At 38.5% G+C, this 21,271-nt stretch carries 21 protein-coding genes and 2 pseudogenes; 10 read left to right on the forward strand and 13 right to left on the reverse strand.

Translation table 11 applies throughout. The features are described from left to right. Window positions 1–294: IS3 family transposase (locus AC1TO5_RS20405; protein ID WP_482064681.1), on the forward strand; the 294-nt coding region annotated here is incomplete at its 5' end. Between the two features lie 90 nt (window positions 295–384). Here AC1TO5_RS20405 and AC1TO5_RS20410 read toward each other — a convergent pair. Then, a complete protein-coding gene (locus AC1TO5_RS20410) occupies window positions 385–1,071 on the reverse strand; it encodes a YjjG family noncanonical pyrimidine nucleotidase (RefSeq protein ID WP_482064682.1) in 687 nt (228 codons plus the stop codon). An 86-nt stretch (window positions 1,072–1,157) separates the two neighbouring features. Further along, window positions 1,158–1,715: a TetR/AcrR family transcriptional regulator gene (locus AC1TO5_RS20415; protein ID WP_482064683.1), complete on the reverse strand. Its 558-nt coding sequence runs from the start codon at window positions 1,713–1,715 to the stop codon at window positions 1,158–1,160. Between the two features lie 217 nt (window positions 1,716–1,932). Between AC1TO5_RS20415 and AC1TO5_RS20420 the strand changes: the two genes are divergently transcribed. Further along, window positions 1,933–2,691 (forward strand): SDR family oxidoreductase, encoded by a 759-nt coding sequence (locus AC1TO5_RS20420; RefSeq protein WP_482064684.1) that lies wholly within the window; start codon window positions 1,933–1,935, stop codon window positions 2,689–2,691. A 267-nt stretch (window positions 2,692–2,958) separates the two neighbouring features. Beyond that, on the forward strand, window positions 2,959–4,164 hold the full coding sequence (locus AC1TO5_RS20425; protein ID WP_482064685.1) for a stalk domain-containing protein: 1,206 nt from the start codon (window positions 2,959–2,961) through the stop codon (window positions 4,162–4,164). A 200-nt stretch (window positions 4,165–4,364) separates the two neighbouring features. Here the strand turns inward: AC1TO5_RS20425 and AC1TO5_RS20430 are convergent. Beyond that, window positions 4,365–4,725: pseudogene (locus AC1TO5_RS20430) on the reverse strand (RbsD/FucU family protein). Window positions 4,726–4,795: 70 nt separating this feature from the next. Continuing rightward, window positions 4,796–5,113: pseudogene (locus AC1TO5_RS20435) on the reverse strand (class II aldolase/adducin family protein); the annotation flags it as partial. 431 nt (window positions 5,114–5,544) lie between these two features. Between AC1TO5_RS20435 and glpX the strand changes: the two are divergent. The 4 genes from glpX to AC1TO5_RS20455 all read left to right on the forward strand — a co-directional run bounded on the left by glpX (window position 5,545) and on the right by AC1TO5_RS20455 (window position 8,762). Continuing rightward, on the forward strand, window positions 5,545–6,507 hold the full coding sequence (gene glpX / locus AC1TO5_RS20440) for a class II fructose-bisphosphatase (protein WP_482064713.1): 963 nt from the start codon (window positions 5,545–5,547) through the stop codon (window positions 6,505–6,507). Window positions 6,508–6,704: 197 nt separating this feature from the next. Beyond that, entirely contained in the window at window positions 6,705–7,337 is a 633-nt protein-coding gene (locus tag AC1TO5_RS20445; protein ID WP_482064714.1) for a CBS domain-containing protein, read from the forward strand. A gap of 1 nt (window position 7,338) precedes the next feature. Beyond that, complete coding sequence (locus tag AC1TO5_RS20450; protein ID WP_482064686.1) at window positions 7,339–8,145, forward strand: pyruvate, water dikinase regulatory protein; 807 nt, start codon at window positions 7,339–7,341, stop codon at window positions 8,143–8,145. A gap of 146 nt (window positions 8,146–8,291) precedes the next feature. After that, window positions 8,292–8,762 carry a hypothetical protein gene (locus AC1TO5_RS20455; protein WP_482064687.1) on the forward strand — a complete coding sequence of 157 codons (471 nt, stop codon included), beginning with the start codon at window positions 8,292–8,294 and terminating at the stop codon, window positions 8,760–8,762. A gap of 3 nt (window positions 8,763–8,765) precedes the next feature. Here the strand turns inward: AC1TO5_RS20455 and AC1TO5_RS20460 are convergent, their stop codons facing one another. Beyond that, window positions 8,766–11,198 carry an ABC transporter permease gene (locus AC1TO5_RS20460; protein ID WP_482064688.1) on the reverse strand — a complete coding sequence of 811 codons (2,433 nt, stop codon included), beginning with the start codon at window positions 11,196–11,198 and terminating at the stop codon, window positions 8,766–8,768. Beyond that, on the reverse strand, window positions 11,195–11,956 hold the full coding sequence (locus AC1TO5_RS20465) for an ABC transporter ATP-binding protein (RefSeq protein ID WP_482064689.1): 762 nt from the start codon (window positions 11,954–11,956) through the stop codon (window positions 11,195–11,197). The genes AC1TO5_RS20460 and AC1TO5_RS20465 overlap by 4 nt, the downstream gene beginning before the upstream one ends. Before the next feature lie 160 nt (window positions 11,957–12,116). Here AC1TO5_RS20465 and AC1TO5_RS20470 point away from each other — a divergent pair, with 160 nt between their 5' ends. Then, window positions 12,117–12,260, forward strand: a complete 144-nt coding sequence (locus AC1TO5_RS20470; protein WP_482064690.1) for a hypothetical protein — start codon at window positions 12,117–12,119, stop codon at window positions 12,258–12,260. 84 nt (window positions 12,261–12,344) lie between these two features. Here AC1TO5_RS20470 and AC1TO5_RS20475 read toward each other — a convergent pair whose 3' ends face one another. Next, window positions 12,345–13,019 carry a stalk domain-containing protein gene (locus AC1TO5_RS20475; RefSeq protein WP_482064691.1) on the reverse strand — a complete coding sequence of 225 codons (675 nt, stop codon included), beginning with the start codon at window positions 13,017–13,019 and terminating at the stop codon, window positions 12,345–12,347. A gap of 525 nt (window positions 13,020–13,544) precedes the next feature. Between AC1TO5_RS20475 and AC1TO5_RS20480 the strand changes: the two genes are divergently transcribed. Then, window positions 13,545–14,291 carry an EcsC family protein gene (locus AC1TO5_RS20480; protein WP_482064692.1) on the forward strand — a complete coding sequence of 249 codons (747 nt, stop codon included), beginning with the start codon at window positions 13,545–13,547 and terminating at the stop codon, window positions 14,289–14,291. 132 nt (window positions 14,292–14,423) lie between these two features. Here AC1TO5_RS20480 and deoD read toward each other — a convergent pair whose 3' ends face one another. The 5 genes from deoD to AC1TO5_RS20505 form a co-directional block, all read right to left on the reverse strand. Then, window positions 14,424–15,134 carry a purine-nucleoside phosphorylase gene (gene deoD, locus AC1TO5_RS20485; protein WP_482064693.1) on the reverse strand — a complete coding sequence of 237 codons (711 nt, stop codon included), beginning with the start codon at window positions 15,132–15,134 and terminating at the stop codon, window positions 14,424–14,426. 45 nt (window positions 15,135–15,179) lie between these two features. Then, window positions 15,180–16,544 carry a purine-cytosine permease family protein gene (locus AC1TO5_RS20490; RefSeq protein ID WP_482064694.1) on the reverse strand — a complete coding sequence of 455 codons (1,365 nt, stop codon included), beginning with the start codon at window positions 16,542–16,544 and terminating at the stop codon, window positions 15,180–15,182. A gap of 24 nt (window positions 16,545–16,568) precedes the next feature. Further along, the gene (locus tag AC1TO5_RS20495; protein ID WP_482064695.1) at window positions 16,569–17,306 is read right to left on the reverse strand and encodes a GntR family transcriptional regulator; all 738 of its coding nucleotides are present in this window, start codon (window positions 17,304–17,306) and stop codon (window positions 16,569–16,571) included. A gap of 10 nt (window positions 17,307–17,316) precedes the next feature. Beyond that, the gene (deoB, locus tag AC1TO5_RS20500; RefSeq protein WP_482064696.1) at window positions 17,317–18,495 is read right to left on the reverse strand and encodes a phosphopentomutase; all 1,179 of its coding nucleotides are present in this window, start codon (window positions 18,493–18,495) and stop codon (window positions 17,317–17,319) included. Between the two features lie 370 nt (window positions 18,496–18,865). Beyond that, complete coding sequence (locus tag AC1TO5_RS20505; RefSeq protein WP_482064697.1) at window positions 18,866–19,246, reverse strand: winged helix-turn-helix transcriptional regulator; 381 nt, start codon at window positions 19,244–19,246, stop codon at window positions 18,866–18,868. Between the two features lie 268 nt (window positions 19,247–19,514). Between AC1TO5_RS20505 and AC1TO5_RS20510 the strand changes: the two genes are divergently transcribed. Then, complete coding sequence (locus tag AC1TO5_RS20510; protein WP_482064698.1) at window positions 19,515–20,231, forward strand: 3-ketoacyl-ACP reductase; 717 nt, start codon at window positions 19,515–19,517, stop codon at window positions 20,229–20,231. Between the two features lie 313 nt (window positions 20,232–20,544). Here the strand turns inward: AC1TO5_RS20510 and AC1TO5_RS20515 are convergent, their stop codons facing one another. Next, window positions 20,545–21,261, reverse strand: a complete 717-nt coding sequence (locus tag AC1TO5_RS20515; RefSeq protein WP_482064699.1) for a dihydropteridine reductase — start codon at window positions 21,259–21,261, stop codon at window positions 20,545–20,547. Window positions 21,262–21,271: the final 10 nt, after the last annotated feature.

Here is a 21,271-nt window from a genome sequence, read left to right on the forward strand (position 1 = left end):
CATTCAGATCAAGGTTGGCATTATCAAATGAAACAATATCGTCATGCGCTAAAGGAACGTGGGATTGTTCAAAGTATGTCTCGCAAAGGAAATTGTTACGACAATTCAGTCATAGAGAACTTCTTTGGGATTATGAAATCAGAATTTCTTTATCTAAAGGAATTTGACAGTATGGAGCATTTTAAACAAGAGCTAGATAAATATATAGCGTACTATAATTACAAACGAATTAAGGCAAAATTAAAAATGAGCCCGATACAATATCGGACTCATTTCAAACAAATTGCTAAATGAAATAACTGTGTCTAACTTTTCGGGGTCACTGCAGATGCGGAATTCAATTCCCGCTCCCCATTCGGTTCCCTTAAATACTTTCCTGTCTACTTAACCTTCCATAATCTCCACAAGCTCCATCAACTCACGAATTTTATATGTCGGCTTAATTGCTAGATTGTTTTCCTTGCCATTCGGATTGAACCAACAAGTATCGATTCCGTAATTAATCCCACCCTGAATATCAGAGGTTAAAGAATCACCCACGATTAATACGCTAGATTTATCTGTAATCTGTAGCTTGGAAAATGCATAATCGAAAATCCCTATATCAGGCTTCTGATATCCCGCTTCTTCAGAAGTAATAATCTGCTCAAATGTATGAATAAGAGGCGAATTTGCAATTCGTGATCGCTGCACAGCTGTGAATCCATTCGTTATAACGACTAGGCGACAAGCGGCTAATTGGGTGCATAACTCTTCTGCTCCCTCTATAAGATGGGATTCTTTACCCAAGTTTTCAAGATAAGCATCACTGAACCTATGTGCATCAATGGCAAGTTCATGCCGAAGAAACAACCTGCTAAATCTCTCTACTCCCAATTCTGTTGTCGTAATAAGTCCTTGTTCTAGCTCTCTCCATAATATGCTACTAATCTCTTTGTAGTCTGCTTCATAATCCGCCAATCCCGTAGGCAAGCCAAACTGGGTAAATGTGTTATGTAGTGCATTGGTCTGCGATATACTAAAGTCGAATAGTGTATCATCAGCGTCGAACATAATAACTTCGTATTTCATAGCTACCTCCAATATTAATATCTTTATGTTAACTTACGAAATATCCCGAAAATCGTTCGACTCAGAATCATTACGTATCCCAAATTCTAAACCTTAAAATTAACAATATTAACTAACTGCACATTCATTTCATCAACAGACTCTTGGAAATCACGACGATACCACTCGATAATGAGTCCAATAAATGCATTGGCAGTATAGGAATAGAAATAATCATTGACCGCTCCTCGAATTTTCGTATTTTTATCGGATATAAAATTTGAACGAATCTCATCAAATAACATGTAATAATACTTAGTCGACACACCTTGAGATAGTACAATTCTGTAAAATTGCTCGTATTTTTTCACATGATGAAATATACCTACAGTCTTGGGATCTAGCTTCTCTACGTCTAGAACAGTTATATGTCGATAAGGTTCATTATAAGAATTTTTCAAATCTAACATAATTTCTTCGAATAATTCTTTGAAAACATCTCCTATTTCTTTATAATGAAAATAAAATGTGCCTCGATTAATGCTTGCTTCTTTACAAAGCTCGGTTACTTTAATTTGTGCTAACGTTTTATTTTTCAGTAAATTTAGTAATGCTTGATGTATATTACTTTTTGTTTTTACAACGCGCAAATCATTTTTATTCAAATATTACCTCTCCTTTATTGAACATTTCTGATTATTTTGTTGGATATCATACAATTTGAGGACGTTTTGTATATTGAACGCGCTTACTTAAGTATACTATAATTTTATTATACAGATGTACAATAACATAAACTACATTTAGTTTATGCTTTCGAAATAACTTTTTGTTACTAAGAAGTATTTCAGGAAGCTACAAAAAATTTAGGAGGTTTATTATATGAGATTACAAGACAAAGTAGCTATCGTAACAGGTGCAGCATCAGGTATGGGTAAAGCTATCGCAGAGCTTTACGCAAAGGAAGGCGCTAAAGTTGTTGTTTCTGACTATAATTTCGAAGGTGCAAAGGCAGTAGCTGAAGCTATTAATGCTAATGGCGGTGCGGCAATTGCTAACCAAGCGAATGTTGCTGAATTAGCAGACTTAGAGCGTATGTTTGCTGAAACACAAGAAGCATTTGGCAAGCTAGATATTTTGGTCAACAACGCTGGTATTATGGATGGTATGGAACCCGTTGGTGAAATTAGTGATGAGAAATGGGATCGCGTATTTGCTGTAAACACGACTGGTGTTATGCGTGCAATGCGTATTGCTACGAACATTTTCTTAGAGCAAGGCCATGGCGTTATCGTGAACAACATTTCTGCAGGTGGCTTACGTGGTGCTCGTGCGGGTGCAGCATATACGGCATCGAAACATGCTGTATCTGGTTTAACAAAAAATACCGCTTATATGTATGCTAACTCTGGCATCCGTTGTAACGGTATTGCTCCAGGTGGCGTAGCGACAAATATTCAATCTTCTATGACTGGTGTCTCGCAATTTGGTGCAGGTCGCCAAATGACTGGTAATGGTACAATGCCACGCGTTGGTCAGCCAGATGAAATTGCACAACTTGCGCTTTTCCTTGGCTCTGATGAGTCAAGCTTCGTTAATGGACAGGTTATCGCAGCAGATGCAGGCTGGACTGCATACTAATAGAAACAAAGTTAGTAATCAATAATAATATGTATCAGTAGTAGTTACATGATTAAAGGGGCAGTAAAAGAAGAATCTTCTTTTACTGCCCCTTTGTTTGTAATTATCTTTCACCACTAGTTGAACACGAGGAAGGAAACTACCCGTGTTCTATTTACTCATTTATACAGTAGAAACAGCTTGACTCATAGAATGTTTCACAATACTATCAAATTATCCCATATGTAGTAAGTTATTAATCAGAACCAATAAGAAGGAGTGTTATTTATGCGGAAATGTAAATATTATTTGGTTGTGGTCATACTCAGTATGTTATTTACCCAGTCACCGGTATTGGCTTCGACAGAGGACTACCCAGTGTCTCTTAGTGTCAACGATGAATTTATAACAGATGCAAACGCATATAATTATAACGATAGCACGTACATTCCGTTTCGGGCCGTATTCGAGGCTCTTGGTATTCCATTCCGTTATGACAAATCAACACAAAGTATATCTTATATCTTTCAAGACGAGCCATACTCAATTGATATACAGCAAGATATTATTTTCACCCCTGACAAAGGTTATCAACTCTCGCCCCCTCTGATGACGATCGATCAACACCTTTATATTCCGTTGCAGATCGTAGAAAACTTGCTCCGGATAGATGCCTACTATGTCGATGAAATCAAACAACTTTGGATCAACTCATTGGATTATGCTCATGATGAAACGATAAACTTTCTTGCAAAACGTTATTATGAACGTGATATGCCTGTCAAACTTCTATTTACATACGATGCCAATCCATACGGTACATTAGATGATTTATATTACGCTCCTGACCCAGCAATTACGCAAGTTATCAATACCAAAATCGGCAAAATTAAGTACTATTCTACAAAGGAAGCTGTAGTTACTACATCACAATTATCTACAACGAAAGCCGTCACAATAAATCAAGAACTGCAACTTCATTTCCGAAAACAAGAAGGCATGTGGAAAATAAGTAAAATCGATCCTACCCATCTTCAAATCGAAATGCTAGATAATGTTGAAGAAAAAGCTGCTACCCTGTTGCAACATTCGCCGAGCGAGGTAGAGAAGGTACTAAGCGATCTTCGTTCTAACTATGATGCACTTAAAGGAAATGACGTCAAAGCAGCCATCAATGCCTATTCTCCATTATTCATCGATGATTGGAATCAACGTTCAAGCTATAACACTTGGGAGGAAAAAGTAGAGCATGCGATTACCTTCCCTTCTTCCCAAAGAGATCTTTTAGATGCCAAGGTAATTCACATAGATGATAAAGTAGCCGCTGTATACGTTAAGGTACTTTATACCGAACTTACTCAAACCTTTGGCGATCTTTACGAACCTGGCGAACTTGAGGAACCCTATGAATACGAGGAAGTATTATACTTGGATCATACAGATGGAAAACGTTGGACATTCTATACATCAGATTCGTTATATAGTAATTATTAAATTAGTATAGGCTAATAAAGTACAGTAGCATAAAAAGAATACTAATGGAATACCTGCACCTAACGCAAGCCATTCGGACTTGAACCCTAGAGTTTCTACCCAAACTAGAATCACAAAAACAAGCCTCTAAATTAATTTCGAGGCTTGTCTTCTATTGCTATCTTCACATGTGAAAATACATTGTATAACGACATTTAGCATTAAGCGGTTATAACACCTTTTTTCAGGATGATATTCGCATATAACGCACTTTCCCCAGTTGCAATAATGGCGTAAGCTTTTTGCGCTCTCTCATAAAAGGAAAATCGCTCTACAACTTCAAATGGAGTAGCTAAGCCACTATGCTTCTGAATGATGTCAGCATAAGTATCCCAAATTGGGGTTTCAGCCGTGTCACCCGCAACAACCGCCATCAGTGCTGCTGGTTTATCAACATACTGATCCAGCGGAAATAGCGGCGGGGAAATTACCGTCCGCTAACACAATTTCGTCGCTATGTCCCATTTCCATTAGCACCTTGATAAGCTCAGGCGTAATAATCGGAGAAATCCCTTTTAACATATGTCCCCTCCTTATACTTCATGCATGACTTCGTTATCAAAGTCCGCTCTTTGAATAACCTCTTTATGATTTACTTCATTTTTTGCAGCAGTTCAACACGAAACGCTTCACTTTCAAGTGAAGCAATTTCTTCAAATTCTTCAGTCGTTAGCACTTTAGGATCTTTAATTGCTTTAGCAATAAGGAAAATCTTCGCACTTTCCTCTACCACTTCAGTGCGATAATAAGCTTCTCTAAGATTTTTACCTGTTGTTACTAGCCCATGATTACCAAGTAGAATGGAGCTAGCTTCCTTCACTTTCTCTACTACAGCATCTGCCAGTAGATCCGTTGTTGGTAGCACATAAGGTATATAAACGGTCTTTCCTGTTAATGCTCCTTGATCCGGCTGAATTTCATCCAACGCGAACCCGCTTGGGGAATAGAACGCATCCAAGATAAAGAAGCTGATCAGCCTTGGCGAAAGCTAGTTCTGCCTTCTGAGTTTATCAAACGAAAGTCTGTGCTTGAGCTTGAATAAGACAATAAAGTAAAAAGACTGTTGGCAAACTAGATTTTACTAATCTCCCGACAGTCTAAGTCACTTTTTAAGTGTCTTTCTTAGCCACAACAAGATAGTAGTCGTCTCGCCATCCATTTCTATGATTCCATTTGCAGTTGGTGTAATTATCTATGCAATGAAGCTTATGATAAAACACACTATTAGACGCATTGACGTACACTATATAACATAAAATACTTATATTTTACTTTTATCTCTATTTAATGTACACTACAAAATAAATAGTGTAACTTATTGAAAGGGGATACAATATGAAACTGGAAAGAGAACTTGCTCTGGAAATTGTTCGAGTAACAGAACTTGCAGCTCTTGCATCGGCGCCTTGGATGGGGCTAGGTGATAAGAATAGCGCAGATGGGGCGGCTACGGAAGCTATGCGGACGATGTTCGAAACTGTATGCATGCAAGGAACAGTCGTCATCGGTGAAGGGGAAATGGATGAAGCTCCAATGCTCTATATTGGGGAGAGAGTTGGTATGGGGCATGGTCCGGAACTCGATGTCGCAGTTGATCCTTTGGAGGGAACGGATCTAGTTGCTAAGGGGTTAAATAATGCAATGTCGGTCGTTGCGGTTGCGAATAAAGGCAGTCTCCTAAACGCGCCAGATATGTATATGGAGAAATTAGCGGTAGGACCTTCCCTTGTAGGAAAACTTAGTTTGAGCGATCCCATTGAAGTCACTCTTCAGAAAGCCTCTCAATATTTATCTAAGCCGTATAGCGATATGACCGTAATGATCCTCGATCGAGAAAGACATCAAGAGATGATCGATACAGTTAGAAGCCTAGGGGTAAGAATTAAATTTCTGTCAGCAGGAGATGTTGCTGGGGCAATGGCTCCGTCATTTAACGAAACAGGAATTGATCTGTACATTGGATCAGGTGGTGCTCCTGAAGGGGTTCTAGCTGCAGCCGCTCTCAAATGTCTCGGGGGCGAGATTCAAGGTAGACTTATACCTGAAGATGAAGAGCAGGAACAACGCTGCTTGGATATGGGTTTATCAGACCCGAGAAAACTGCTTACGATGGAAGATATGATTGGACACGGCGATGTTATCTTTGCAGCGACTGGAGTCACTCAAGGAGAATTTCTTGGTGGTGTAAGATATTTGCCTGACCAACGTGCAGAAACATTCTCTATGGTAATGAGAGCCCAAACAAAAACAATCCGATTCATTCATTCGATACATAATTTAACCCAAAAACCATATTTTCAATAATAGGAAGTACAAATAATGATTCCGAAGCTACTTTTCATTTACGAAGAAGTAGATCAAGAAGTAATAAAAAGTTTTAGGAGGAATAACTGTGGAACAAACAGCAGTGAATTCAATGTCAATAGTGGTATAATAGGAAAAAAGACTCCTACAGGGCGAAGGAGGTTACTCTTATTCAGTTAACACAAAGACAGGTAGACATATTTGAATTTGTAAAGAAGAAATCTCCAGTCACAAGCGATCAGATTGCGGATTTTCTTAAAGTAAATCGTGCCACTATCCGGTCGGACCTTGCTGTTCTTGTTATGATCGGATATTTGGAAGCTAAGCCCAAAGTAGGCTATTTCCCTGGGACTGCTATAAGAAGTCCACTGATGGAGTTATCTGGGTTGAAGAACATGAAAGTAAGAGATGTACAAGGGGTTCCCATCGTCATTTCTATGAACGCAACCGTACAAGATGCAGTGATATTATTTTTTCTAGAAAACGTTGAAAGTCTTATTGTCACCGACCAACGGGGATCACTTGCTGGTATGGTCTCGCGCAAAGATTTGCTCAAAGTAACTCTAGGTAACCAATCTGCCCCGACCATGCCGGTTAGTTTAGTTATGACAAGGCAACCTAAAATTGTAACTGTCGGTCCCGATGAATCCGTACTCTCTGCTGCCAAGAAGCTAATATACCATGAAGTAGGCGTTCTACCGGTTGTTCAAATTACATCAGGTGCAGATGGCTTGGAAATAATGGAGCCTGTGGGCCGAGTGAGCAAGACCACTATGACACAAGTACTGCTTGATTTGGCTACAGAAACTGTTGCAAAGGATGACCTGTAAAATGAATAATGAACCCCAGCATTGGATCTATATTTGCTCTGACTCCGTTGGAGAGACGACGGAAGCAGTCGCTAAGGCAACCATCAAACAGTTTAACACCAATCAAGTAAAGCTGAAACGATACTCTCACCTACAAGACGAAGATGAGATACGAAATGTAGTCAGCGAAGCAGCAGCAAGCAACGCGTTAATCATGTATACACTCGTTCAACCCGAGTTAAGAGAAATGATGCGGCAGGAAACGGCACATCATAATATCGCTACAGTCGATATTATGGGACCTGCGATGCAAGGCTTCATCGATGCATTTCACGGATCACCGAGCCGCTTGCCGGGGCTCCTCCATACGATTGATGATGATTATTACCGCCGAATCGATGCCATTGAATATACGGTGCGCAACGATGACGGGAAAAATTTGAACGAACTTCTTCAAGCAGATATCGTACTAATCGGGGTTTCTAGAACGTCTAAAACTCCACTCAGCATTTACTTATCTCACAAAGGATTTAAAACGGCCAATGTTCCTATCGTCCCAGAGGTGCTACCTCCAGATCTACTGTCTCAGATTGATCCGAAACGGGTATTTGGTCTTACGATGCATCCAGAGCAGCTTATACATATTCGCGAGGCAAGATTACAATCGTTGGGGCTTCTTTCTGGAGCGTTATATACTCAAAGATCTAGAGTAGAACTTGAATTGAATTATGCCAAGCAATTTATGGACCAGGTAGGATGCCCTATCATCGACGTGACGAATCGAGCAATTGAAGAAACAGCCGGAATCATACTTGAATCTATGCAATAGTAATATTTGTACAATGAAGAAGCTAGAGATCTCTAGCTTCTTCATTTCATATTACAAACAGATCCTTCATATAAATTGTCCAATTCGTCGTCCATATGCTACCCTTAATAGCAAGACATATGGAAACTAGAGGTGACAGAACTAACATGAAATCCAAACGAGCAATGATTGAACGGAGAAATACCGAGCGTCGGAGACTCCGGGAACAGAAAAAGAACCCGCCCAGTCTATTCTCCAAGTTATTCGACCGGATATTGTCATTCGGGCAGGTGTTGTTTATTATTTCCCTTTTCGTTGCTGTCCTCTCTCCTTTGTTGATAGACCTGCTCCCTGGGGCGAGAGAAAGAGACACAGACCTAATCCCTTTTACCGCTGAACGGATTGCTACCTTTTTGCTTTTTGGCATTCTCGTCATCGGCAGCATCGTTGGAACGGTGCTTCTCTTTAAGAAGACGAATGACCACCACAACGCTCGTAAGAAGCCAGACGGAGCACGACTGAAGATCATGAAAGCCGCTTTACTTCTGTTCTTTGCCCTTGTTTTTATATTTTCAGCAATCATCTGCTGGGCCCAACTGAAGGCTCTTGCTGAGGTATCCCGGTTCATATTGTCTTGATCCTTATTTACCATCCATCGTTATTTCCTGCGGTACGCTTTTCATCGTTAAATTCCGACCCACTATAATAAAGGTTAACACACTTAACAGCAGCATACTTACACTCGTTAGTCCAACAACTGGTATGTTAAAGGTAATGATCGTTGGATCAAGCAGGAGAACTAACACAATGAGAATGACACCAATGACACAACCAACGATAATACCTACACAAATATATAAAATAACTTGCGTCAGTATCATATGAGTAATTCCTTTAGGGGGAACCCCCATTGCACGCAGCACGGCAAACTCTTTACGTTTGGATAATATATTATTCATTAAAGCATTAAGCACTCCAACCATAGTAGAACCCACTAAAACGATAAGTACGACGATAAAAATAGCCCAGCGTTGGAAGAACATTTCCTCCGATTGCGCTAATTCTTCCGACAAAGCTGTAGCTTGCAGCTCTGGATACTTTGATCGCAATAGCGCTATATCCGCCAATGCTTGAGTCTCATTATTCGTATCAATGTACATCCTCTGTAGCGTTGAATATCTATTAAGTGGGCTTGACCACGCAATAAGCGCATTCGGTACTTGCCCTAATTTATCACTTATTTTCCCGATTCGATAGGTTTCCATCGGCAATACATCCTGTTCCTCTTCATCAAAATAACCAATGGTCACAGCATCACCGACTTGAATATTATATTTACTAGCCAAGTCCTGCGCTATAACGAGTTCGTCTTGTTGTACACCTTCCACCAAATATGATGTAGCTGCTACAAGCGAAAGCCGAATATCGTCATTGCCCTTCATAATATATTTCAAATCTGCACTACTATCGAAATAAACATTACGAATAGAGTCGAATTGCAGTAATTCTTCCTCTAACTGATGAGGATCTATTTGAGAAGTTAAATCTAGACGATTATATAGTATAATTGGAGCTTCATAATATTCATGTAAAAAATGATTATTATTAGCATTTAATGTACTTAAAAGCGTTGAGCCAAACATAGCAATAATCATTATTAACGAGATAGAAGTGATGGAAAACGTATTTTTCTTCACTTGAGGCAACATATTTTTAATAGCCAAGTAAACGTGTTGACCAAGCTTCCGATCTATTATCTTGAAAATTATAGTTAGCAGCTTTGCAATAACATAAGGTAGTAACATGAGGCTGCCAATAAAGACAAGCAAAATACCAGCAAATACGAGAATATAAGCGGCTTCGTTTTCTATCGCAAACACATAACCAAAAATATACAAAGTGAAACCTAAAATGGTTAACACTTTACCTTTACGACTATTCCCCTTTTTATGTTTAAAATCTAACCGTTCATTGTCCTCGGTAATCTTTAACGGTAATATTTTTGTACTACGATATGCTGGAATGAGCATAAACAACTGAATTACGATAAAACAGGCAATAGTCATCACTATCATCGGATAATTGGACATTTTATCAGTTACCGGCGGTAACTGAAAAGCTTCTTCTGCCATTTGGAATAAATAATTCATTCCAAAAAACGATAAAAGTGCGCCCACGCCTACACCAATGATGTTCATCACTATACTTTGAAACAATATAATCGAGCTTACTTGCTTAGTTGTAGCCCCAATTGATCGTAAAATTGCGATTTGATTTCTTAATTTATAAAGGATGATTTCAAAGTTTGATATAATAAGTAACGATGTAACGACAGCAATTAACACTGACAATATAATAATGTAAATGTGTAACGTTCGCATATTCATTACAACGACTTCATTTTCTTCCTGCAAATCAATCCGAAGCTCAGCATCGATTTGCTTTAATTGATCAACAACAAGTAACGGATCGGTACCTTCCACAAGCTTAAGCATAAGACCTTTCGCTTGCTCTTCACTTTTCATAAATGGCTTCAAATGACTGGGATGAACAATAGCAATACTTACATCGTTAACACTATCTTCTAGCAGTTCAGAGACATGTAGCGTAATCCCTTCAATGCTAAGTTCATCACCTACAGATACCTTCAAAAACTGTGCCAACTCTTGATTCAGAATAATAGTAGACGGTGTTATCTCTGAGCTGAATTTGTAGGTGCTTTTCGTAAGCTCATTACTCATGGTACCGACGGTAAATTCTTTCATATTTACTTTATCGAAATGGAGAAATGTATGCAACACTTGGGCAGATTGTTCGATTTCAGGGAGAGCTAGAATTTGATCAAGTTTTTCCTTTGTTAACACATATGGTTGCCCTGGAGCATAGGAAACCAATATATCAGCTTCTCCAAACATCTCTTCAAATGATTGCTTCATCGCAGCTTGAGCATTAATAGAGTACATGAGCATCGTCAAAATTAGCATAGTTGAAATAACAATACTAATAATAGAAGTCGCAATCAGCAAGCGATTAGCTTGAAATAAACGTAGCGCAATCCCTCTTAATGACTTCATCTCTTATCACTGCCTTCTGTCATCGCCTTAAAGATGTTAAGGATATTGACTAAGTCCTGTTCACCATGGCAATGATACTCGTCCCAAATTTCACCGTCATGAAAAAATAATACGCGATCAGCATAAGTCGCTACCGCAGGATCATGTGTTACTAATAATATCGTTTGCTGCAATTGATCCCGCATGGTTATAAAGACATCAAGTATTTCTTTTGACGTATTGTAATCCAGATTACCTGTTGGCTCATCCGCTAATAAAATAGGAGGGTTCGCAATAATGGCACGCCCAATAGCCACCCGCTGTTGTTGACCACCGGATAATTGAACTGGTCGATGACGACGCCACTCTGTTAAACCAAGTAGGCGCAAAACTTCATCTAATCTAGCTTGAATCGTTTTCTCTGATTCCCCTTGTAAAATAAGTGGGACAGCAATATTATCTTCTGCCGATAAATCTTTTAATAAATGATACGATTGAAAAACAAAGCCTATATTTTTCCGACGATATAACGAGGCTGCGGGCTCTTCGAATATATGATGATTCGCTTCACCATTTAATAGAATTGTACCAGATGTTGGTTTATCTAAAGCACTTAATATATTGAGCAGCGTACTTTTCCCAGAGCCACTAGTGCCCATAATGACAACAAACTCACCTTTTTCTAACTTAAACGAAATATCCTTTAATGCGTGTACAAGATGACCTTGTCCTTCATACGTTTTCGTTAATTCTACAACTTCCAATATCGTTTCCCCCATGTTTACACCCCATCTTTCCGTATTAATAAGCATCGGATTTTTCTTGACCGTTTAATTGATAACTTTGGTGACATTAGCTTACCACAAATATGTATTTAATTGCATTAATTGTAATAAAATGATTTTTTTGAACTACAAGGATGATGATGACTTCACTATTGTGACATCATTACTTTTTACAACGAAAAAACGTAAGGCACATATGGCGCAAACGATCGAAAAACCTGCAAGTATAGCCTATTCTGTTCCAAACGCTGTAAGTGATTCACCACCCCAAACACCTGAAGCTAATAACGTAATTTAGCAATAGAAAAAGCCAAGAAATATCCGAAATTCCCTAGATATTTCTTGGCTTTTTGGTTAATTAAGAAGGTGCCGATCTTATAAATTATTTAAAGTAAGAGGTTGTAAGTGGAATGAACACCGCACCATCCGACTTGGCATCGCCTGTCACATATATCGATTTAACGCCGCCGATATCTACTTCTATTGTCACAAGGCCATCACTAACCTTTATCACATCGACCTGCTTCAAAATAGTATAATTTTCGCTATCCTTGATCATAAGTCCCTCTATATCCTCACCTACCGCTGCGATCTGAAGGTAAAGCTTCTGATACTCTTTATTTGGATAGAGCATAAAGCTGCTGCCTCGACTTCCCTTGGCATTGTCAAAGTAAGCCTCTTTGTAATCTTTATCCTTATAGACGGTTTGATCAGGATCCTTCGTATGGTACATAGAATCAAAGCCTTTAGCCAGCGAAATGCCGTCAACTTTCTCTCCGAAAATAATCGTTCCTGTTGCTTGATCGTAATCAACAGCTACACCAAGTGCATCAGCTATCGCACGAGCTGGTACATAATTTGCGTTATTATACAAAATTGGAACGATAGCATTACCTTTAACATCTCTTAGCTGAACAGGTGTGCCATCTACTTTCACCTTCACATCTGGATTCAGATAGGCCTTAATATCCTGCAGCTTGGTTGCAGCATATGCGCCTGTACCCATACTAGCCAACATAGCAACACTGATCACTGTAGCAAATACTTTCTTCTTCAATTTTCTCACGCTCCCGTCAGGTAATTTTAGTTATAAACTCCAACAATATACTATACAAAAACTGTATTGAATACAAGCGTAGTTTGAACTAATTTCCTATGTCGTTTGAACTAATAGCGTCAGATTAAATGATCTTGAGAATGGACTCTTTTACAATGAAAGATATTAATTTCTTCATATTTATTGCTCACAGGAATTTTTTCTTGTCGAATCTTAAAGAATAACGTTTTATATCCTCCCACTATAAGTAGAGTGATATGGCTCATTAACGAATTCTTAGTCGGAGAAACTCCACTATACTTTTATCCCTATGGCGCTAGCCGACTTGTTTGATGCAGACCTCATATTAGATAAAGAAGCGCGACCAGCAAAATATTGGAAGTAGCATTATCGGACCGTAAACTATCAACCTATGTGAATGCGATGCTGGACTTTAGTCGAGGCTCGTTACCTGCCCTCAGTCTGTTCCGATTCACGGAGATATTCGTTACAATATAGCAAAGTCTTTTGGAGGAGCCACTGATTATGAAGTACGAACATAAAGTACAGATGGAAGTTGCCGACTGGGAGCAACAAATGTTCAAACCGCCGGGATGGCTGGAAAAAACATCGAAAACAATCGGCAATCGAATTAATCATTTGATTCCCCCGAAGGTGCACAGCATCATTACGACCACCATAAGATCGATCGTGCGTACGGCACTGTTCGGAGCGGAATATACACCTAGACGTCCGGTGCATCGTAATTTGCAATTGGAGTCTGCAGATCAAGAAGCAAAAGAGTTGTTTGCCCTGTACCAAAAAATTGCAGTTGCCGAAGGCGCAGGAACGGGAGCAGGCGGTATTATGTTTAGCATGGTAGACTTTCCAGCTTTAATTGCGATCAAGATGAAATTTTTGTTCGAGCTGGCGCATGTTTACGGTTATGATACCAAACATTTCTCGGAGCGTGTATTCATTCTTAAGGTATTTCAAATGACGTTTTCGGGACCGGAAAACCGTGTTAGGTTGTTGGATTCCATCAAGCATTGGCATATCGAAAAAGAACAATGGCTCTCTGACGCTGAATATTCCCGTAATATGGACTGGGAGACATTTCAGATCGAGTATCGCGACGCCATTGATTTCCGGAAAATGCTGCAGATGGTGCCTGGAATCGGCGCTATCGCAGGTGCCTGGGCGAATTATACCATTCTTGAGGAACTACGCGAATTCGCCATGAACGCTTACCGTTTGCGAAGATTACACGATGATTTCGAAGTTCTGGGGTAATCATTTCTCTATCCTATATATCTCCACAAATTCATTTACAATAAAAACAGGATAAACTATAAAAAAGACTGCAGCCAAACTCGAATTCGAGTTTGGCTACAGTCTGAACCTTACTTCAACTATAGCAGTAAATTATTCATTAATTAGAGTCTCTAGCGCTACAATAATCATGTCATTAAATGTTGTTTGACGTTCTTCCGATGTTGTTTCTTCACCTGTAATAACATGGTCGCTCACTGTCATAATACTCAAAACATCGATGTTGTATTTTGCTCCAAGTATATAAAGAGCTGATGTCTCCATATCTACACCTAACACCCCATAAGCCGCTAGCTTATGGATCATGGATTCATCATCTTCATAGAATGAATCCCCAGTATACACATTACCTACATGAACCTTCAAATCATCATTTTTTTGGGATAAACGATAAGCTCTCTCAAGAAGAGTAAAGCTTGCGTTTGGTGCATAATTAATTTGTGGAAAAATAAGATTTTGCATCTTGGAATCATTTGTAGCTGCCATTGCCATAACAACGTCGCGGATTTTCACTTCACGTTTCATAGCTCCGATTGTACCGATGCGAATAATATTTTTCACACCATAATCTTTAATAAGTTCAGTAGCATAAATACTCATGGAAGGAACACCCATTCCAGAAGATTGAATAGAAACCTTATGCCCTTTATAGGTTCCAGTGTAACCATACATTCCGCGAACTGTATTATGACACTCGGCACCCTCTAAAAAAGTGTCTGCAATATACTTCGCACGAAGCGGATCTCCTGGCATCAATACATTTTCAGATAATTGACCTTCTTTTGCATTTAAATGGATACTCATAATAATTCTAACCTCCAAATAATTAATATAATATTCCTATTGTATTTACTGTTGCTTCTTCAATTTTGTTGATGAATAAATCCAGGCTAACACTAAACCAACTGCAAATGTTAGTATTACTCCTAGACTGTTACCTTCGAAAATCCCTTTCGCAAACGGGGCAGGGAATATTGGATTTGTTGTAAATAGAAGTCCCACGATAACACTCACAAACCAGATCGTTACATTCCCTTTATCGACAGAAATATTTTTATCACCTGAAATGATATCAGGGTCATATCCTTGCTTTTTGCGAAGGATAACGTAATCGGCCACGAATATAGATGTCCAAGCTGCCAAGCCAATTCCGACAACTCCTAAAAACATTTGGAACGAACCCAAGAAGTCGCCATTGATGAACAACACATAACTCGGAAGCAATACCATGATTACACCATGGAAAATAATCGATGTCCGCTCTGATATTTTTATATTTGTAGCTTCCAAAGCATTTCGTCCAGATCGAAGTGAAATAACTGCCGGTGGAATGATTCCGCCCAGCGCTGTAATAAAGTATGGAATAACCATCCATTTAGGCATTTGCAGAGCTAATGCAGCGATTGGATCCGCTGAACTAACTAGCTCTGGATTCGTTGCATTCATTAAAATACCCAAGAACATAATAACAAATAGTGGCGCTGCTGATGCCACCGTTGTTGTCCATAAAATCGATTTATTCGAAGATTGAGGACTTTGGTAACTAGAGTAATCACTCGCAACCATAGCCCAACTAAGCGCAGAACCAGCAATGATGATAGATATAGCAGGTAATACGCCGCCAATCCAAGATCCATTTGGCATATTCACAAGCGCTGACCAGTCTGTTTGTGGAACTAATATCACCAGTACAACTACCGTTAGTCCACCAAAAATATAGGTGAATATCGTTTGCACTCTTACAAGTGTTTCTTGCTTTACAAGAGATAATGCCATAATTACAATCGCAAGAGCGATTAACCCAATGATTTGTGTTATCGTTGTTACTTCAAATCCAATCGAAGTAACAATGGCATTAATAGAGAAAATACCAGTAGGAACATTACCGACACTCAACCAACCAATTAAACAAATCCATGCGAGTACAGCTGGAATCAAGTTTCCTTTTGAGCCAAAAGGTGCTCGGGATAATACAAATGTCGGTGCTTTTCCTAGCTTACCAGGTAAACTAAGATATCCAATAAGTATAAACGATGCTGCCCCAAAAAATGCAGCGATGACGGATTGAATAAAGCTGAGACCATAACTTACAACAATCCCTCCGTACACTAACCCCATTATTCCTATATTTAATGAAAACCATATCCAAAACAATTGTTTAGGTTGTCCAACTCTTTCACTTTCTGGAATTAAATCAGGATGCTTTTCACTCATAACCTTCGCCTCTTTCTCTTTTAGTTATTTATAAATATTTAATTTTATTTCCGCAAACTGCTGAGGCACGTAGAATTTATTAAACAGTATGGGATAAGACTCATTACTGTAAATACTTTCCGTTAGTAAAAAACAATTATTTCGACCAAATAAGCTATCTTTTCGATTAATTATATTAACAGTATTGGTATACTTTATTTCAATTTCTCCATGAATCGCATTCGCATACGCTTGGTTCTCTGTAAAATCCAGTAGTAGTTCCTTATTATCTAAGTCTAACGATAACTCTTCTACCATTTCCATCGATATAAAAGTAAAAGCATAGCCTACTAACTCGTCCTCTTTATAATAAAAACGCTCTATAGCTACTACACAAGATGAATCATTTTTTAATACTTGTTTCGTGTATTCTGTTCCCGTGTCCATATAATATTGTATATCGATTCGATCAAATGTACTTATATGGCACTTATGCATCGGGTTGCTTAATTTTTCTAATTGAACAGCATCTTGTTTTTTGAAAAAGGAATCACTCAAAAAGTTTCCTTTCCCGTGTATATTTCTTACTATTCCATCATCTTGCAAAAGTGCTAAAGCTTGTCTTAAAGTTGAACGACTAACCCCTAGTCTTTTTGCTAAATCCGGTTCTGAAGGAAGCCTGTTTTCAACAGAATATTCCCCTTTCATAATTTGCAGAAGAAGTTCGTCGTATACGTTTACATAACGGGGTCTTTTCAATTTATTTGATATATTGTTATTCATGTTATTCCCTTTATTTTAGAATTTTCAAGAATGAATCACCGTTTTCAGGCATTTCTACAGCAAAATTATCTGCTATAGTTGCACCAATATCGGCAAACGTGTCATTTTCAGGTAATTTTCCGGACCCCTGTAATCGCTTAGAATACGCCAATACCGGAATATATTCGCGTGTATGGTCCGTACCACGGAATGTCGGGTCATTGCCATGATCAGCTGTAAGAATTAATAAATCATCTTCTTGGATTAGATCAAATACTTCATCTAATCGTTTATCAAATTCCTCTAATGCTTTTGCGTAGCCTTCTGGGTCACGACGGTGTCCGTATAATGCATCAAAATCAACTAAATTTAAGAAGCTTAAGCCTGTAAAATCCTTCTTGATGACTTCTAATAATTTGTCCATACCATCCATATTACTTTTTGTAAGAATGGATTCTGTAACTCCTTCCCCATCAAAAATGTCATCGATTTTTCCGATAGCAATGACATCAAATCCGCCATCCTTGAGGCTATTCATAACTGTTTTCCCAAAAGGCTTTAAGGCATAGTCATGTCGATTGGGCGTTCTCGCAAAGTTCCCAGGTGTGCCAATATACGGTCTCGCAATAATACGGCCAATTAAATAAGCAGGGTCTTTTGTAATTTCGCGAACCTTTTGACAAATATCATATAATTCTTCTAGTGGGATGATTTCTTCATGAGCTGCAATTTGTAGAACAGGATCTGCAGATGTATATATAATCAAATCCCCAGTATTCATTTGGTGCTCGCCAAATTCATCGAGAATAGCAGTTCCGCTTGCAGGTTTATTAGCTACTACTTTACGTCCTGTGATTTCCTCAATTTGTTGAATTAATTTATCAGGAAATCCATTTGGAAAAACATTAAAAGGTTTATCAATATTTAAGCCCATTATTTCCCAGTGACCAGTCATCGTGTCTTTACCTATGGATCTTTCTTGTAATTTAGTGTGATAGGCAAGAGGCTGATCTGAAACAGGCACACCTAGTATTTCATCAATGTTTGATAAGCCTAATTTTGCTAAGTTTGGTAAGTTCAAACCATTCATATGTTCGGCAATATGTTGCAGGGTATGTGAGCCAACATCATTAAATTTAGCTGCATCTTTTGCTTCACCAATGCCCACTGAATCCATAACAATTAAATGTATACGCTTGAATGTCTTCATGCTATTTCCCTCCTAAAACTTTTTTTGATGGAGTTAAATGTGCTTTCAGAGCGATAAAAACGTCACTTCGAAAGCATAAACTAAAACTTCATACTTTATGTTACTTTCCAATTTATGGGTAACTCAATTACAAAATATTTAACTTGTATGTTTTTTATACAACTTTAAAATATCATACTTTCTTCTCTAATGCAAGCACTTTCATAAGTTCACAAAAGTTATACTACTTGTTGTTTTGAAACTAATTTAGCGGAAATAAAGCCGATCGATAATCAGGAGGAAATCCCGAAAATCGGTCGGCTCAGCGGCAATCTTATTTTGATAAGTGGCAGACTTTGTGTGTGGAATTGGAAATGATCTCGTTTTTTTCTTATTCCAAATCATTGTTTTCTTGTTTAATTTGATCTATTCGCTTTTTTCCCCATTCATACATCATCTCTACGATCGGTAATAACGTCATTCCAAGTTCAGTCATTGAATATTCGACTTTCGGTGGAACTTCTGGATACACTTCTCTATGAACAATTCCATCTTCTATCAGATCACGTAATTGGTTTGTTAATATTTTATGGGATACTTTCGGGAAAAGTCTCTGAAGTTCACTGAAGCGATGTGGTCCTTCTACACCTAAATGCCATAAAATAACAACCTTCCATTTTCCGCTAATAATCGATAAGGTAAGTTCTTTTTCACAATGATAATCATGATTTAATATTCTCTCTTTAATTTCATTTCTTAATGTATCTGCCATGGGAGATAACCCCTTTTCTTATAGTAGTAACCTTTTGGTAACCTACGCACAAAAAAGTGCATTCTTCACAATGTCGAGAATCGAAGGTACAATGAAGTTAGTCTTAAATATAAATCTTTATCCATTAAACATCTATGAGTAATACAATCTTAGTTAATTATAACACCAGAACAGTGTTATCAAACTCACCTTACTCATTATTAAAATGTTTAGTTTAATAAATTTATTTTGGATATAATAAATCTATCTCATCTAAAGGAGCATAAACATGCAATCAATTACAGGAAAAGTGGCGTTAATTACAGGAGCAGGACGTGGCATTGGACGTGCAACAGCAGTAGCTTTCGCCAAAGAAGGTATTCATGTAGGTCTTGTTGGACGTACACTTGAAAATTTACAACAAGTTGCAGAGGAACTTAAACAGTATGACGTGAAGGTGGCAATCGCGGCAGCGGATGTAGCGGATTTAGACTCTATCACAGCAGCGGTTGAATCAATTCGTGGCGAGCTCGGTGCAATCGATATTTTAGTGAATAATGCCGGCATTGCAAAATTCGGTAGCTTCATGGACTTAACGCCTGAAGAATGGACAAATATTATCGATGTCAACGTAAAAGGTGTGTACTATACAACACGTGCGGTATTACCAGAAATGATAGAGCGCAACACAGGCGACATCATTAACATCTCATCAACAGCTGGCCAAAGAAGTGCACCTACTACAAGTGCATACGCGGCTTCAAAAGCTGCAGTTATTGGACTAAGTGAGTCATTAATGCTTGAAGTGCGTAAGAAAAATATTCGTGTGACAACGTTAACTCCGAGTACAGTTGCAACTGATATGGCTGTTGAGTTAAATTTAACAGACGGCAATTCAGAAAATGTGATGCAAGCAGAAGATTTGGCAGAATTAATGGTTGCACAGTTAAAACTTCATCCACGTGTTCTATTAAAACACGCAGGACTTTGGTCGACGAACCCTTAATAGAACTAATTGCAATATCAAGACGCTATCCGATGTATTTTGGATGGCGTCTTTCCTTTTTAGAATAAAAATATCTTATAGGGATACTTGTCCCAATGCAAATAAGTTTATCACTCCCATAGGCCTTCCCACCCTTCCCCTCCTATCTTCCCCCTGCCCTTAAATGTAATTTAGGTTTGACGTGAAGCCCGAAAAAAACACGAGAAACAAAAAGAACGAGAAAAAATCCGAGCGATAATCAGGAGGAAATCCCGAAAATCGATCGGCTCAGCGGCAAACTTATTTGGTATACCAAGCAAATATTTTATCTCACTTAAATTGACAAATCAAATGATAAAAACTCAGGTAATTGTTGTTCACGCTTGTCGAGCACAATCTGTTCTGGCTTAATGCCCTGCTCACGCAGTACTTCAATGTTCTGCACGAGGAACTCGTCGCTACCGACAACATAGAAGAGTCCATCCTTGTCTACAGCAAGATTTTTCACTTCTTCATAGTAGTCTTTACGGTTATCGACGAACTGTGATGTGAACTTCTTGTCAGGTGCGGATTCAAAAATATTAGTGAATAAAAATTTTTTTGATGAATCGATGTTCAGGGAATGAATTTGATTGACGTTGTCAGCACGTTCCAAATAATCAAGTACAAGCGGTCTGAAAGTTGCCAGACCGACACCTGATGACAGCAGATAAACATTTTTGTTCTCTCTTTTAAGCGGTACATTCGAATGAGTTTTAAATATTGCAACTTCATTGCCGACTTCAAGATCTCTTAAAATCGCTTTAAACTCAGAGCACTGCTCTCTGATACGTGTTGTGATACCGATTGAATTTTCGTGCGGTAAAGTAGAGATTGACATATGGCGAATCAGGCTACGATTTGGTTTATCTCCGGCATTAAAACCTTCCAGTGCGAAGTGGGTGTGTGAACCTTCTTCCCATGTAAACCCTTCCGGACAGTCGAGCAGGTACGTTCTAACCTCAGGCGTTTCTTCAATAATCTTATTTATTTTAATCCAATATATTTGCATTATATATTCT

The organism is Paenibacillus sp. Y930, assembly GCF_056786375.1.